Below are 13,386 nucleotides of genomic sequence, written 5' to 3' on the forward strand. Positions count from 1 at the left end.
GATATTGCTTTAATACCGAACGTTACAGGGTTGACGGCCAGACAGGTAGCACCACACTATATGTTCAGCGATAATAAAAGAGGGAAGCCGCATGTTTAGGATATGGTTAAGCGGTGGACGTGCGGATGTGGAGGAATTCCCGTGCACCAATGATGAGGCGCGTCTAGGAAAGGCCGAAGACAACCTGGTGGTTCTGCAGGGTTGGACGATAGCCGCACATCACGCGATCATCCAGCGTGAACATGACGGCCTTTACATAAAGGCCCTTGAATCGCGATCCGCCGTCCAGGTCAATGGTCAGCGCATTCAAAAACCCTACGGACCTTTGACTCCAGAAGATGAGATCCAAATTGGTGGTTATCGCCTGTTAGTCCGTGATGATACGCCTTTCTCTGCAGTGTCTGCCCAAGCTCCTGCGACCCCATCCGTAGCACCCCCACCTCTGCTACCGGATCCCGCACCGGTAGATTTCGCTTTGCTGCGCTTGCTGCACGAACGCCTGATTTCGCGCATGGATTTCCGCAGGATTGATACCACACAGATGCCGGAGGAAGAACTCCGCACCCGAACCCGTACCCTGCTGGGCGAGATCATTACTGACGATGCCCAACTGCGGGGCAGAGAAGACCGGGAACTCCTGGTCGAGGCCGCATTGAATGAGGTGGTGGGTTTGGGGCCATTGGAATCCCTGCTGGCTGACGACGGTGTCACCGAAATCATGGTCAACCGGTACGACGAGATCTTTGTCGAACGGGCCGGTAAGCTGGTTTCCGCACCCATCGTCTTTTCCAGCCCTGAAGCCGTGAGCTCGGTGATTGATCGTATCGTAGCCCCTCTGGGGCGCAGAATCGACGAATCTTCGCCCATGGTGGATGGCCGCCTCAAGGATGGTTCGCGCGTCAATGCGGTCATCCCGCCGGTGGCCCTGAAGGGGCCCTCGCTCACCATCCGGAAATTCTCCAAAAAACGGCTGGAAGATGACGATTTGCTGCGTTTCGGATCGGCGAATCCACACATGCTGGCTTTTTTGCGGATGGCGGTAGAACAGCGCAAAAATATTCTGATCTCTGGTGGCACCGGCTCGGGGAAAACCACCTTACTCAATATATTGTCCAACCATATTCCAAGTGCCGAGCGTATCGTGACCATTGAGGATGCGGCGGAACTGCGACTATACCAGAGTAATCTGGTGTCCATGGAGGCCCGTCCAGCTAATGCGGAGGGCCAGGGTCAGATCAGTATTCGCGAACTGGTGCGCAACAGTCTGCGTATGCGTCCGGATCGCATTGTCGTGGGCGAGTGTCGCGGCGGTGAAGCGTTGGATATGCTGCAGGCCATGAATACCGGCCATGATGGATCATTGACCACCGTGCACGCCAACAGCCCGCGTGATGCACTGTCACGATTGGAAGTAATGGTGCTGATGGCAGGTATGGATCTCCCGGTTCTGGCCATTCGCCAGCAGGTCGCTTCTGCTATTGATCTGATTGTGCAGCAATCGCGTTTTGCCGATGGCACCCGCAAGATTACGCATATCAGTGAAGTTACCGGCATGGAAAACGGCGTGATCCAGCTACAGGATTTATATCTGTTCCGCAACCAGGGGTTCGACGCTGAAGGTAATGTGCGGGGACGTTTCGGTGCCACGGGACGTATCCCTGAGTTTTACGAGGAACTTATCGCTCGTGGGGTGGATGTGGATCGCGGCATATTCCTGGATGAAGCGGTGACAGAATTGTGAGGAGAACGCTGCCTTGAACACGACGCTGCTGGTGATCATTACCGGAATAAGCACTACGGTCCTGTTTTTTTTGTTGCTAATGGGGTTACAGACCGGGGCTCTCTGGCAAAAGCGGCAGGTGGAAGAAGCCTCGCAGCAGACGCTGGTCGATCTGTTCATTTTTATCGATGCCCGTCGTCTGATGCTCATCAACCTGATCGTATTCCTGCTGTTGCCCACGTTTGCCTGGCTGTTGACCGGCAGCCCTTTCGTGGCGGTGATCGCGGCTGTCGCTGCGCTTTTTCTGCCCCGCGCATGGGTAGCCCGCCTGCGCAGCAAACGACTTAAGCTCTTTGCGCGACAAATGCCGGACGGTTTGCTGATGCTGGCGTCCAGCTTACGGGCTGGTATGGGTTTGGGCAGTTCTCTGGAGATTCTGGCGAAAGAGCAGCCCGCCCCGTTTTCCCAGGAAATCGGCCTGCTGTTGCGGACACAGCGCATGGGAGTATCTTTTGATGATGCGCTTTCCCGCCTGGAAGTTCGGTTGCCTATCGAAGAATTCCGATTGTTCACGGCGGCCTTGCGGATTGCCCGCAGCGTCGGGGGTAATTTGTCCGAGACCCTGGAAACGCTCGCACACACCCTTTCACGCAAAGCGGAAGTGGAAGGGAAAATCGCCTCACTCACCGCTCAGGGCCGTATGCAGGCATGGGTCATGACCGGATTGCCCATTGGCCTCATTCTCGTTCTGCGCGCCATGGAACCTGGCCCCATGTCCCTGCTGTTTCACAGCATGCTTGGTTGGGCGGTACTGGCCGTCATTGCGCTGATGGAGTTTGCAGGCTTCTTCTTCATCCGTCGTATCGTCAGCATCGAGGTCTGATATGCCGTCTATTCTGCCGGAAAGTCTGCTGTGGTCTGCGGTGTTCGTGGCGGGTTTAGTCACCAGCCTGCTGATTGTTGCTGTAGGTGTTTTCTGGCAGCGGGTCCCTGCGGAAGATCGATCCTATTATGACCAGTTACCGCCCCTGTTGCGGCTGCTCTGGCCCCCCGTCCGTGCCATCTCCTTCTCGATCACCGCCCGTTTCCCGCCGGCATGGTTGGAAAGGACGCACCGCCATCTGGCGCTAGCCTCGGCACTGTTTTTAATGGCGCCAGAAGATTATATCAGTCTTCAGATTGTCTCTGGGCTGGTTATGGCTCTTCTGGCGTTATTTTCAGCGCTAATCCTGAGTCTGTCCGTGTGGCTTCCGACTGTACTGGGCTTTATCTTTGGTGCTCTCTTACCCATGCTCTGGTTACGGGAGCGCAGGTTGCGGCGCAACCGTGAGATTCTGCGCATGTTGCCCATCTATCTGGACTATCTGACGCTGGCGGTGGAAGCAGGCCTTAACTTCACCAGCGCGCTGAGTCAGGCCATCGCCAATGGCCCGGCGGGCATACTCCGCCAGGAGTTGAACCTCGTGCAACGCGACATCAAAGCCGGATTAACCCGCAGCAAGGCGTTACGCCGCCTGCATGAACGCGTGGCTGTACCAGAGATTGGCGCCTTGGTCGCGGCAGTCAACCAGGCCGAACAGACAGGTGGCAGTCTCGGCAATATCTTGCGCACCCAGGCGGAACGTAGCCGTATGGAACGCTTTCAGCGCGCCGAAAAAGCGGCGATGGAAGCGCCCGTCAAACTGCTGGGGCCACTGGTCATGTTTATTTTTCCGGTCAGCTTTCTGATTATCGCTTTTCCTATTGTCATGATGTTGCTGCATTCATGAAGGGACTGCAGGAAATGGCTTTGTGGCGCGCTGACGAGCAGATACTGCGGGTGTTTATCGCGGAGACTTGGTGGTCCCGTGCCAGAGGCCTGCTTGGATATCCGCACATCCGTACCGATCAAGGCTTATGGATCGCTCCCTGTGCCTCTGTGCATGGCATCGGTATGAGCTATGCCATTGATGTGCTGTTTCTTGACGCAAAATTACGGATTCTGCGCTGCACACGACTCAAACCCTGGGGGATGGTCGCTTGTCGTCATGCTCGAGTGGCGGTAGAAATGGATGTTGGCGTCTGTGAACGCCTGGGGTTCCAGGCAGGACAAATATTGCGTAGGGAACCACTGTGAAAAACCACCTCACCAAAACCATCCTGCTGGGAATGGCCTTCGTCCTGACCGGATGCGCCTCTTCCGCTGGCCTTCTCAGCCTCAGGAACCAGGCCGATCAGGCGTACACGCAAGGGCATCTGACGCAAGCGGCAGCGCTGTATCGGAAGCTGATTCATGGGGCACCCGGAGATCCGCTACTCTGGGCGCGACTTGGCAACCTTGACGCACTGAATAACCATCCCAGAGCAGCAGCACAGGCGTATGAGAACGCGCTACGGATCAAACCGGATTTCGCCGAAGTCCGCTACAACTTCGCCATGCTGCGCATGAAAGAAGCACAGGCGCAATTGATCGCGGCTGAAAACACGCCGAATCTGCCGCCGCCACTCGCTGCACGCATTCGTGATCTTTCGGCGGTGATCAACGGAACCCGATTCGATGTTCCGGCCACCGCACCCACTACCTCCGCAGGCGTCACCAAATGAACGGATTTAAACACCTTGTGATGTTACTCGGTACAATCAGTGTCCTTCTTTGGCTCGGCGTAATGACAGAGGCGAATGCCGCAGGCGCCGAACAGCCCGCGAAATTATTCACGCTCCACGGCCCGGCCTTGGCGCAGATGACCCAGCAGACCTGGAATGCGGCGTGGAAGCTTCCCGGCGTGGTCACGGGACCCGCTAAAGCCCCTGCCATCGTGATATTTTTCGATCCCAACTGCCCTTATTGCGCACATTTCTGGCAAACCATGCACGTCATGGAAAGTTTTATGCGCATTCGCTGGGTTCCGGTAGCCCTTGCCCGTCCGTCCAGCCTGGGCATGGCCGTACACATTGTTTATTCCAGGCATCCACGCCAGATGTTGGTGTTAAACGAAAGTCATTTCAACTACAAAACCCATCGCGGTGGAGTACTTCCAGCTTTTCGGGTATCGCCTGCGCAGGCTGCGGCGATTCATCAGAGTACGGAGTTGCTCGTTCACAATATCGGTGCGCTTCCCGCCACCCTCTATCCCAGCAAAACCGGCATCAACGTCTCGTTCGGAACCCCTAACAGTCAGCAGATCACTCTGATTGTGAAAACGGCTATCGGCGCCTGGACCAGTGGCCGGATGCCCTGATGGAAATTACGCTGGAGGATTGTTGATGGGCATGGAGATGAAATGGAGGAACCGTTCATTCAGTCTTTCAAGGCCCTTGCCAGCAGCCTTTGTTTGGCCTTAGGTGTGAGCACTTGAAGCGCTGGCCGTAAAAAGAACCGTAACACCACGAAAGACCGCCGCTGCAAGACAGACTGCTGTCCGGATGTTCAAAGCAGACGAATAGCCAGTTAACGTGATGCGGGAATGGCAACGCCCGCGCGAGCATCCTTTGCCTCCAATTTGGTGATGCGAGCATTCATAGTAGCCATATTTGCGTTGGCTTGCGCTTCTTCTGCCGGTAATGCCTTTTTCATCTGGGCTGCCTCAGCCTTGGATTGTGCCTCTTGCGCTGCAAGCCATTGCATCTGTTTTGAAGGGCTGATCTGTTTCGTGATGGATGCTGGCTGATGGGCCAGACAGGTTTTGCTCAACCATTTGCCGTGCACTATACCTGATTCAAAAAGTTGTCCATTGTCGACCCAACTGAAGTGTTCCTGCATCTGGAAATGCTTGCCGTTCCCAGTGTATTGCGTGTGAGACGTCATTACATCGGTAACTTTCGTACCATTTTCATTCCCGATGGAAATGGTCTTGCAATTCCGCACAGTCGCATGCAGCGATGGATGCGAAGTTACACAATGCACCGTCCCAGGAGAGGAACCGGGGATGGTGAGTGTGGCGTGGGCCGTATCCTGGGGTTGATAGAAGCTATGGGAACACCGCATAGAAGTAGTGCGAGAGGTGCCTAGCAAGGGACTCGTGGTGGTCGTGATATATTGCCATTCGCCGGGTCGAAATCCGTAAGCCCCAGGAAAGTCTCCGGGCGTTGCTGAATGGGCATGTGCCAATCCCGCTTGGATCAGCAGTGCAGACAGTATCGTCAATGCTGTTACGCTTGCCAGTATTACTTTGGCCTTCATGTGCATGGATATCCTCCAAAATTTGGCGGGAAGTACTGGACAACCTTTCCCATAGCACGGGAAAATAGCGATCCGTTTGTTTTTTGTGACTCAGTGTCGGAGAAATTATGCGTATTCGTCAAATAGTACTGATCGCTTGTGTGACAGCGTTTTCAACGGGGGCGTTCGCGCAAGGATTGCCGCACATGAAACGCGGCGAATGGAAAGAGACAAGCATTGCCACCGGACGGGGCATCAAGGATACCTATACCGTCTGCAATCACGGTCAGGCCTTTACCTCCTGGATGATGTCAAAGCAGGGATCAACCTGTACGACTACGGGAGTACCAATTATCGAAGGGGACGGGCAGGCCGTTTTTCAGGAAAACTGCCTTTCGAAGCAACCGCAGGGTGGTGCTGCGCATATGCACATGACGGTTCATCTGGCGGTAACTGATGCGGGGCGTGCTTTTCAGTCGACCATCACGGGGCAGGGAAATGCGGATGGCTATCACTTTCCAATCAACGACACAGTAACTGGGCATTATATAGGGGCTTGTCGCCACGGCGGCTGACCATTCCCCCGAAACGCAGGTTGACAGGGTTAGTTTGATTTGGTACATAAGTCAAATCTAAAATAATTTGTAAAAAGCCAATAAATCAACCGGTAAGAGGATGAAGAAATGAAACCATTGCATCAACTTCAGCGCAATCGCCGTTCCTATAAATCGCATGATGAATCTGGTCAGGGCATGACCGAATACCTCATTATCACTGCCCTGATCGCCGTAGCCGCTATCGGGGTTTTTGCTTATTTCGGGCAAACCATTCGAGATCAGATTTCTGGGCTTGCTGAGCAAGTTTCCGGTCAGAGCAGTACTACCCAAGTGAGCTCTGCTCAGACAGCGGCGGGTAAGGCCGTAACTTCCGCAACCGCACAGAAAAATCTCAGCAACTACAACGCGCATCAGGACGGCCAGTAAGCCATGACGTCCTGATGTAGAGAACATCGCCGTGATTCCACGAGAACGCGGCGAACAGGGGCAAGCTGCTGTTTTTGCGGCCTTGTTTCTGGTCGCCGTCGTGGTGTCCGTCGCTCTGCTTTATAATAGCGGCCGACTCACCTTGACCAAAACGCATCTGCAGAATGCCGCAGATTCTACCGCCTATAGCGGTGCTTTGCTGCTTTCGCGCGATTACAATTTCTCCGCTTATGCCAATCGTGCCATGGTCGCGAATCAAGTTGCCATAGCCCAGATGGTCGGGTTACGCTCCTGGTCGCGCTACTATTGTACCCTCTACAACGATCAATGCGGCAACCAAAACAACCCGCACGGAATGCCTTCACAAATCCGGCAAGTCGTCGGAGAAACTAAAATCGGGAAAGTATACGGCCCCACACTCAAGGCCTACGCTTTAAATTCCAAGGCGATTTTTACAGAGAACCAGATCCTGGACGGTCCCATTGCAGCACTATCGAATACCATCAACACCACACTCAGCGGTGCCTCAGGGGTCTACCATGCGGGGATCCTCGCAGAGATGGGTGCGCTGGCTACTCAATCAGGCATTCTATGGCGCATCCTTCAGGACAATGATCCCAAGGCTCAAGTCAGTACCTATGGAAAAGTTATTCTAGCAGATGACCTGCAATCTATTACTGGATTCACCCGAACCTACGGGCAAAACTACAGCGGCAAAAAACGGTTCGCTACGGTAGTAACATCCGGCCTGGACGGATTTTCACGGAGTCGCGGAAGTAGTGAAACCCTGCCTTACCCATTGTATAACCCTGCCGCGTTTATTCCTCCGCCTTATCCACAGTTCAAATACCACGCGTTTGCGCAAATCTGGGTGACCTACACCGGAGGGACGGAGCTCAAAAACAACTTCCAATCCTGGAACGCGATGGACGTAGCCACCATCAGTGGATATGCGGATTTCTGGTTCTGGGTAGTGACACCCTGGTTTAGTTTTCCAGTCATGATTCCCTTACCGGTAGAAACCAACCCCTCACTTTTCTTTAATTCCGTGGATATGGCACATGCCGCTGCAGGAATCGGCCCTGCGGGATCTGACCCTTTAGGCCAGTCAAACAACTTCGGATATGAAACTGGCTCATCATCTTATGGGGGTTCCTACGGGACCAACCCAGGACCGGCCAATGCCCAAAGAAGTGCGGGACCGGGCACAGCGATTACCACCGGGTATTCCGGTTTGCTGCCATATCAGGCCGTCAGCAACACGACGGCCAGCGATTTTCAGGCACCGATATTCACACTGGTCATAGACCGTCCGCAAAATACGGTGATGACCACGACGCAGATTGGGGTGGATAAAGGGGCCGCTGCCTTGCCCGGCAAAGAAGCCGGAAACCAGGTGGAAGTCATCGCCTCAGCGCAAAGCCATTTTGTGCGTCCTCGCCAATTCCGCTTTTTAAGTAATCGCGTGGTCTATGGGAACCTCTTCAACCCCTACTGGGAACCGCATTTAGTGTCGACACCGTCCACCGTTTCCGATGCCGCTGTTGCAGCGCAAATGGCCGGTCATGGATAATCATCGCTCCCCAACATTCGGGTCCCAAGCCGGTCAGTCCCTCGTGGAAACCGCTATTGTGGGCGCTTTTGTGCTGGTACCCCTTTTTATCATCACACCGCTCCTGGGCAAGTATATCAACATGCAGGACAGCACCCTGCTGGCGGCACGCAATGCGGCCTTCGAACGGACCGTCTGGTCGCGACACGGCCAACGCAACGGGGAAGCCGTTGCCCAGGAGAGTAATAGTGCCATCAAAGAGAAAAACGTGGTGCGTTTCTTTGGGCAGCAGAATACCGCGCTGTCCAGTACGGCCGTCGGTGCTGGACAATATACGCCACGTGTGCTTTGGTCCGATCAGGCGGGGCAACCTCTGCTGCCGAAATACTCTGATATTACAGTCTCCTTGAGTCAGGGGAGCAATTCGGGCACAGCGAATGAGGTGTTGAACAAGACGTTAAGCGGGATAGGCGCCCTGACCACGGGGGGCGGGCCTAGTCTCGATTACCGGGGGCTTTTTACAGCCCTCGTGCAAGCCAGCCCCGTGAATGTTTCTTTCCCAAAACCATTTAACGCTCTGAATCTCACCTTCTCGGCGCAGGACACCCTGCTGGCGAATGGCTGGAGTGCCCTGAATCCGCAGGATGTCCTCACACAGACAACGAATACCCTGCCGAAAAGCGAGCCGCAACTCAGGACTTTCATGGATGGTGAGAAAAATTTAGCGCCCGATATTCAGCACCTGCATCTGGAAAAAGTGCTGACGGACAACGCACAGGAAATTCCTGCAGATCGACTCGGGAGTACGGTGCCATGATGCGCAAGGCGCGGCTATGTGGCCTGATTTTGGGGTTTGGGGTGATGCCTGTGGCCCATGCCGCACTGCCGCACCTGCGCTGCCCGGATCCGGGAATACCGGCCGGCAGCACCTTGACCTGGGTAGCTCCACGCGTCGCCGTCGATGGCTTGCCCATGGCCATTCTGCAATTGAACAGCCGCCTCTCACCCCACACGGTTCTGGTCTGGTATCAAAAGCATTGGCGCGGGATGGGACCGCACCCGGATGACATCACCTATCCCTCCGGTCGCTGGACCGTGGTAGCCCGCCGCCGGGATGGGTGCTTCGAAACCATACAAATCCAGGCCAGCGGCGCGGGAACCCTGGGAGAAGTCGGCATCAGCCGTCCGGCGCTCAGTGCTTCCGCACCCATGAATACGGGCATCCCGCTACCGACGGGCAGCCAGACCCTGCTGACCATGAATAATATGGATCATGGTCAACGGGCACAAAATCTGCTGGCAGTAGCTCCCGGCAACCCCGGCGCAGTGCGGGCCTATTATGCCCATTTACTGCCCACGGAGGGCTGGTCGTATCAGTGGGCGCGTCGGGTGACGGGCGGCGATGCGCTGATGTACCAGCACGGGGCGCGCACGGTAGAAATCAGTATTACTCACAACAACGGAATTCGATCCAATGTGCTTATCACCATCGTCCACCACTAATATGCGCGGTCAGGCGCTGATGGAATACACCATCATTTTGATGCTGGCCGTCATTATTCTGGTGATTCCGTGGGGCGGGAATCCACCGCCTATTGAACAACTGGTCGATGCCTTTCGTCAGTTTTATCTCGACTACTCCTGGAACATGTCACTACCCTGAGGATTCATGCGCCGCCCTAACATAAAAATACCCTCCTACGTCCTGCTGATCGGGATCGCGCTGATACTGGGTATCGGCACCGCCTATTTGGTGCTGCATACCATTCAGTCGCGTGAAGCCGCCATCACCAAATCCTTGCTGGCCAAAGAACATGCGGGGAAGATTGATGTCGTTGTTCCGACGCGCGACCTGAAACCCGGAGAGCGAGCCAGTGCCGACGATATGGCCGAACGCCTGATACCCAAGTCGGTCATTTACCCCTCTACCGTAACGGCCGAAGAATGGGCCGAGTTCGCCGGACGTACCCTGACGCATCACGTCTACAAGGGAAAGCCCATGCTCGCGATGGACTTCGCTCCAGCTGGACCGCAGAGCTTTGCGTCAAAATTGCACCCCGGCGAAAGGGCTATCACCATCACGGCCAGCGGTACCAATGGTATTGCCGGTTTTCTGGTACCCGGTAATCGCGTCGACGTGATGCTGCTGGGCCATGGACCGGGCGGATCCCAGGAAATGCCCCTCCTGCACCGGATCCGGATTCTGGCGACGGGGCACCTGGATCACGCATTACCGGCCAATGCTCAGCAAAACGTTCCGGTTTCCACACAGGGTTACGACACCCTGACCCTGGCGCTGACACCCACTCAGGCAGCGCGGTTGGCCCTGGCGGAGCAGGTCGGTCATCTCCGTATCGTTCTGGTACCTAACCGCCACCCGGAACGCGGCCCGGTACCGCATCTCTACGCCGCCGATCTGTTCGGCACCCCGCCCGCACCGCCGCCTGAGACAGCCGGCGTACAATTCATCATCGGCGGGGGCAACGGCAGCAATCTGAGTGAGCAGCCGCTTATTCCCGAGGCACCGCTCCCGATGACCCCTTCGGCCCATACGTCGGCGTCGCCCATCAGTCAGCGCGAACTTCAGGCGCTCCACGCGCTGGTCCGTGCCACCGCCCCTTTGCAATCCCAGGAGACCCCATGAAGTCCCGTTTCGTTCTCGCCGCGCTGACCGTCCTCTGGACGGGACAGGGATTCGCCCAAACTACTCCGGTGGTACATCGCAACATCAATCTGTATGCCAATCAGGTCAAGGTGATCCCCTGCTCGCCCCTGGCCCGCGTTGCCGTTGGCAATGGCAAATTGCTGAGCGTCAGCACCCTGACCCATCAAATCGTCATGATCGCCGATGCGCCAGGGACCACGGATGTCTATATGTGGGAAAAAGATGGACGTCAAATCGCCTATCACGTCAATATTACGCCTTCCGACAATCTGCAGACCTTCGGTGAACTGCAGAACCTGCTCAACGAATTCCCCGGGGTCCAGGCCCGCACCACGGGGCGGCAGGTCGTGCTCTCCGGCAACGCCAGCGCCAATGAACTCAAGCGCCTGAATCTCGCTATTCGCGCCTATCCGGGCGTGGTCAACCTGGTGCGTCCCGATACCGTCGACATGAAGCGCATGGTGGTCCTGGACGTGCAGGTCGTCAATTTCAGCAAGAACGCCATGGATAACCTGGGCATCAACTGGCAGACGAGCGTGCTCGGCCCCTCCGTGGGTCTGGTCGGGGACTTCGTCAATAATTCCCTCTACCGCCTCGGCGACGTCACCGGTGGGGGCGCCACGCCGGGCAACGCGCTGAACGGACCGGGTGGCAGTCTCTCCGGGCTCCCCCTCAATGTGCCCCCCTTCTCCAGCTATGCCGGCATCGTCTCTACCCTGACTTCCCAGATCAATCTCGCCGTGCAAAACGGTCAGGCCTATATTCTGGCCAATCCGCGTCTGGTCACCCGCAGTGGGGATACCGCCTCCTTCCTGGCCGGTGGCCAGGTCCCCATTCCGGTGAGTGCAGGTTTTGGGGCGGTCTCGGTGACCTACAAGAACTACGGCGTCAAACTCAATATCCAGCCGGACGTGGATCGGCAGGGCAATATACTGGCCAACATCAAAACCGAGATCAGCGAGATCAACCCCGCGCTCACCGTCCAGGGCTATCCGGCGTTTCTGACCCGCAAGACCAATTCCATCGTCAACGTGCATTCCGGGCAGACCATCGTCTTGTCCGGGCTGATTCACTCGACGGGCAATAACACCGTCAACAAACTCCCGTGGCTGGGCGATATCCCCATTCTCGGAGCCTTGTTCCGCTCCACCCAGTTTCAGCATGACCAGAGCGAACTGGTCATCTTCGTGACCCCCGAAGTCATCAATCCGACTTCCTCTGTCAATCGCGCCATGGTGCAGCAGGGCCGTCAGGATATCGCCCGCTTCAACCGCGACTTCCAGCACGGATACTTTGTTCCCGGTATCGGACACGATCCCAATAAGGTGGGGTATCCCAACTTCACCTCCCATGTCTCGCCACAAGCGGCCAGCGAGGAGCAGACAAAGCCATGAAGAACGCACCCTTTGCCCTTCACAACGAGCAGGGTCAGGGGACCCTCGAATGGTTTTTCGCCTTTCCCGTCGTCATTCTCCTGCTGGGCGGTATTGTGCAGGCTGCGCTGGTCTTCACCACCCAATCCACATTGAACTGGGCGACCTTCTATGGGGTTCGGGAAGCCACCATCAACCACGGCAGCGTGCAGGCATTACGCACGGGTCTCGCCAAGGGCCTCATGCCGCTGTATCCCGGCGGCAAGAATCCGGGCGCGGCACAAACCGCCGCCGCCTATGCAGCAGCGATGGCAGCGGTGGACAACCCCAACCAGACGGACATCCAGATCCTCAATCCGACCCCCGGCGTCATCAAGGCCTGGACCACCACCGTCAACAAGGACGGGCAGAGCGTCTCCGAAGTACCCAACAGCCGCCTGATCTATACCGCCAATACCACCAGGGCGGGAGAAACCCTGCAGACCGCCAACCTTTACAAAACGCGGATCCGCTTCTGCTACCCGCTGATGGTGCCCATCGTTAACACCGCTGTAAAAACCCTCATGACGGGGCTCTTCAAACCCGCCAGCGCCTGGGATGCCGCCTGTTATGGCAGTGGCGGCATCCCTATGGCGGCCACGGCCACCGAACTCATGCAGTCGGCGCTGTACCCGCCGGAGCTCGCGAATACGGCACCGGCCAACCCGACGCCGCCGGGAGGAAACACGCCCACACCACCCAGTAACCCGCCCGGTGGCGGCACCACCGGCTGTGGGGGATAGATCAGATGCCCCACCCAACCCCTGAAGATCGCGCAAAGCAAAAAGAAACGGGCTCCATAGACACGGGAACCCGACCCAAGAACCGATTTCCGCGCAGGACTGCCTGGGTCACTGCAGCAGTGCTATCCTCTCTCGGTATCGCTTGGGGAGCACCGGTCGTGCCAACATCATCT

16 protein-coding genes are annotated in these 13,386 nt (G+C 56.5%); 15 read left to right on the forward strand and 1 reads right to left on the reverse strand.

What is annotated here, in order from left to right; translation table 11 throughout:
* The first annotated feature begins 91 nt into the window (after positions 1-91).
* Genes HAP95_RS16395 through HAP95_RS16420 form a run of 6 tightly spaced genes read left to right on the forward strand, consistent with a single transcriptional unit; the run spans position 92 to position 4,938 of the window.
* Complete coding sequence (locus HAP95_RS16395) at positions 92-1,741, forward strand: TadA family conjugal transfer-associated ATPase (RefSeq protein ID WP_215885202.1); 1,650 nt, start codon at positions 92-94, stop codon at positions 1,739-1,741.
* Between the two features lie 13 nt (positions 1,742-1,754).
* A complete protein-coding gene (locus HAP95_RS16400; protein WP_215885203.1) occupies positions 1,755-2,603 on the forward strand; it encodes a type II secretion system F family protein in 849 nt (282 codons plus the stop codon).
* Between the two features lies 1 nt (position 2,604).
* A complete protein-coding gene (locus tag HAP95_RS16405; RefSeq protein WP_215885204.1) occupies positions 2,605-3,489 on the forward strand; it encodes a type II secretion system F family protein in 885 nt (294 codons plus the stop codon).
* On the forward strand, positions 3,486-3,836 hold the full coding sequence (locus HAP95_RS16410; protein ID WP_215885205.1) for a DUF192 domain-containing protein: 351 nt from the start codon (positions 3,486-3,488) through the stop codon (positions 3,834-3,836). The genes HAP95_RS16405 and HAP95_RS16410 overlap by 4 nt, the downstream gene beginning before the upstream one ends.
* Complete coding sequence (locus HAP95_RS16415; RefSeq protein WP_215885206.1) at positions 3,833-4,303, forward strand: hypothetical protein; 471 nt, start codon at positions 3,833-3,835, stop codon at positions 4,301-4,303. Before HAP95_RS16410 ends, HAP95_RS16415 begins: the two co-directional genes overlap by 4 nt.
* A complete protein-coding gene (locus HAP95_RS16420) occupies positions 4,300-4,938 on the forward strand; it encodes a hypothetical protein (RefSeq protein ID WP_215885207.1) in 639 nt (212 codons plus the stop codon). The genes HAP95_RS16415 and HAP95_RS16420 overlap by 4 nt, the downstream gene beginning before the upstream one ends.
* Positions 4,939-5,147: 209 nt before the next feature.
* On the opposite strand, the gene HAP95_RS16425 is transcribed toward HAP95_RS16420, so the two are convergent.
* Positions 5,148-5,885 carry a hypothetical protein gene (locus tag HAP95_RS16425; RefSeq protein WP_215885208.1) on the reverse strand — a complete coding sequence of 246 codons (738 nt, stop codon included), beginning with the start codon at positions 5,883-5,885 and terminating at the stop codon, positions 5,148-5,150.
* A 179-nt stretch (positions 5,886-6,064) separates the two neighbouring features.
* On the opposite strand from HAP95_RS16425, the gene HAP95_RS16430 reads away from it, so the two are divergent.
* From HAP95_RS16430 to HAP95_RS16470, 9 genes are all read left to right on the forward strand, one after another.
* Positions 6,065-6,433: a DUF3617 family protein gene (locus HAP95_RS16430; RefSeq protein ID WP_215885209.1), complete on the forward strand. Its 369-nt coding sequence runs from the start codon at positions 6,065-6,067 to the stop codon at positions 6,431-6,433.
* Positions 6,434-6,541: 108 nt separating this feature from the next.
* Positions 6,542-6,841, forward strand: a complete 300-nt coding sequence (locus tag HAP95_RS16435) for a Flp family type IVb pilin (protein ID WP_215885210.1) — start codon at positions 6,542-6,544, stop codon at positions 6,839-6,841.
* A gap of 31 nt (positions 6,842-6,872) precedes the next feature.
* Positions 6,873-8,414 (forward strand): pilus assembly protein TadG-related protein, encoded by a 1,542-nt coding sequence (locus HAP95_RS16440; protein ID WP_215885211.1) that lies wholly within the window; start codon positions 6,873-6,875, stop codon positions 8,412-8,414.
* A complete protein-coding gene (locus HAP95_RS16445; RefSeq protein ID WP_215885212.1) occupies positions 8,407-9,210 on the forward strand; it encodes a hypothetical protein in 804 nt (267 codons plus the stop codon). Before HAP95_RS16440 ends, HAP95_RS16445 begins: the two co-directional genes overlap by 8 nt.
* On the forward strand, positions 9,207-9,896 hold the full coding sequence (locus HAP95_RS16450; RefSeq protein WP_215885213.1) for a hypothetical protein: 690 nt from the start codon (positions 9,207-9,209) through the stop codon (positions 9,894-9,896). The genes HAP95_RS16445 and HAP95_RS16450 overlap by 4 nt, the downstream gene beginning before the upstream one ends.
* Before the next feature lie 19 nt (positions 9,897-9,915).
* Entirely contained in the window at positions 9,916-10,056 is a 141-nt protein-coding gene (locus HAP95_RS16455) for a hypothetical protein (RefSeq protein ID WP_215885214.1), read from the forward strand.
* Positions 10,057-10,062: 6 nt separating this feature from the next.
* Positions 10,063-11,037, forward strand: a complete 975-nt coding sequence (cpaB, locus tag HAP95_RS16460; RefSeq protein WP_215885215.1) for a Flp pilus assembly protein CpaB — start codon at positions 10,063-10,065, stop codon at positions 11,035-11,037.
* Positions 11,034-12,452 carry a type II and III secretion system protein family protein gene (locus tag HAP95_RS16465; protein WP_215885216.1) on the forward strand — a complete coding sequence of 473 codons (1,419 nt, stop codon included), beginning with the start codon at positions 11,034-11,036 and terminating at the stop codon, positions 12,450-12,452. The genes cpaB and HAP95_RS16465 overlap by 4 nt, the downstream gene beginning before the upstream one ends.
* Entirely contained in the window at positions 12,449-13,213 is a 765-nt protein-coding gene (locus tag HAP95_RS16470; protein WP_215885217.1) for a TadE/TadG family type IV pilus assembly protein, read from the forward strand. Before HAP95_RS16465 ends, HAP95_RS16470 begins: the two co-directional genes overlap by 4 nt.
* Positions 13,214-13,386: the final 173 nt, after the last annotated feature.

The sequence above is a fragment of the Acidithiobacillus sulfurivorans genome (assembly GCF_018853815.1).
In the GTDB taxonomy this organism is placed as follows: domain Bacteria; phylum Pseudomonadota; class Gammaproteobacteria; order Acidithiobacillales; family Acidithiobacillaceae; genus Acidithiobacillus; species Acidithiobacillus sulfurivorans.

Coding starts and splice junctions, on each gene's coding strand:
- HAP95_RS16405 (WP_215885204.1), top strand. CDS start 2,605: ATGCCGTCTATTCTGCCGGAAAGTCTGCTGTGGTCTGCGGTGTTCGTG.
- HAP95_RS16420 (WP_215885207.1), top strand. CDS start 4,300: ATGAACGGATTTAAACACCTTGTGATGTTACTCGGTACAATCAGTGTC.
- HAP95_RS16445 (WP_215885212.1), top strand. CDS start 8,407: ATGGATAATCATCGCTCCCCAACATTCGGGTCCCAAGCCGGTCAGTCC.
- HAP95_RS16410 (WP_215885205.1), top strand. CDS start 3,486: ATGAAGGGACTGCAGGAAATGGCTTTGTGGCGCGCTGACGAGCAGATA.
- HAP95_RS16425 (WP_215885208.1), bottom strand. CDS start 5,885: ATGCACATGAAGGCCAAAGTAATACTGGCAAGCGTAACAGCATTGACG.
- HAP95_RS16455 (WP_215885214.1), top strand. CDS start 9,916: ATGGAATACACCATCATTTTGATGCTGGCCGTCATTATTCTGGTGATT.
- HAP95_RS16470 (WP_215885217.1), top strand. CDS start 12,449: ATGAAGAACGCACCCTTTGCCCTTCACAACGAGCAGGGTCAGGGGACC.
- HAP95_RS16395 (WP_215885202.1), top strand. CDS start 92: ATGTTTAGGATATGGTTAAGCGGTGGACGTGCGGATGTGGAGGAATTC.
- HAP95_RS16430 (WP_215885209.1), top strand. CDS start 6,065: ATGAAACGCGGCGAATGGAAAGAGACAAGCATTGCCACCGGACGGGGC.
- HAP95_RS16435 (WP_215885210.1), top strand. CDS start 6,542: ATGAAACCATTGCATCAACTTCAGCGCAATCGCCGTTCCTATAAATCG.
- cpaB (WP_215885215.1), top strand. CDS start 10,063: ATGCGCCGCCCTAACATAAAAATACCCTCCTACGTCCTGCTGATCGGG.
- HAP95_RS16450 (WP_215885213.1), top strand. CDS start 9,207: ATGATGCGCAAGGCGCGGCTATGTGGCCTGATTTTGGGGTTTGGGGTG.
- HAP95_RS16465 (WP_215885216.1), top strand. CDS start 11,034: ATGAAGTCCCGTTTCGTTCTCGCCGCGCTGACCGTCCTCTGGACGGGA.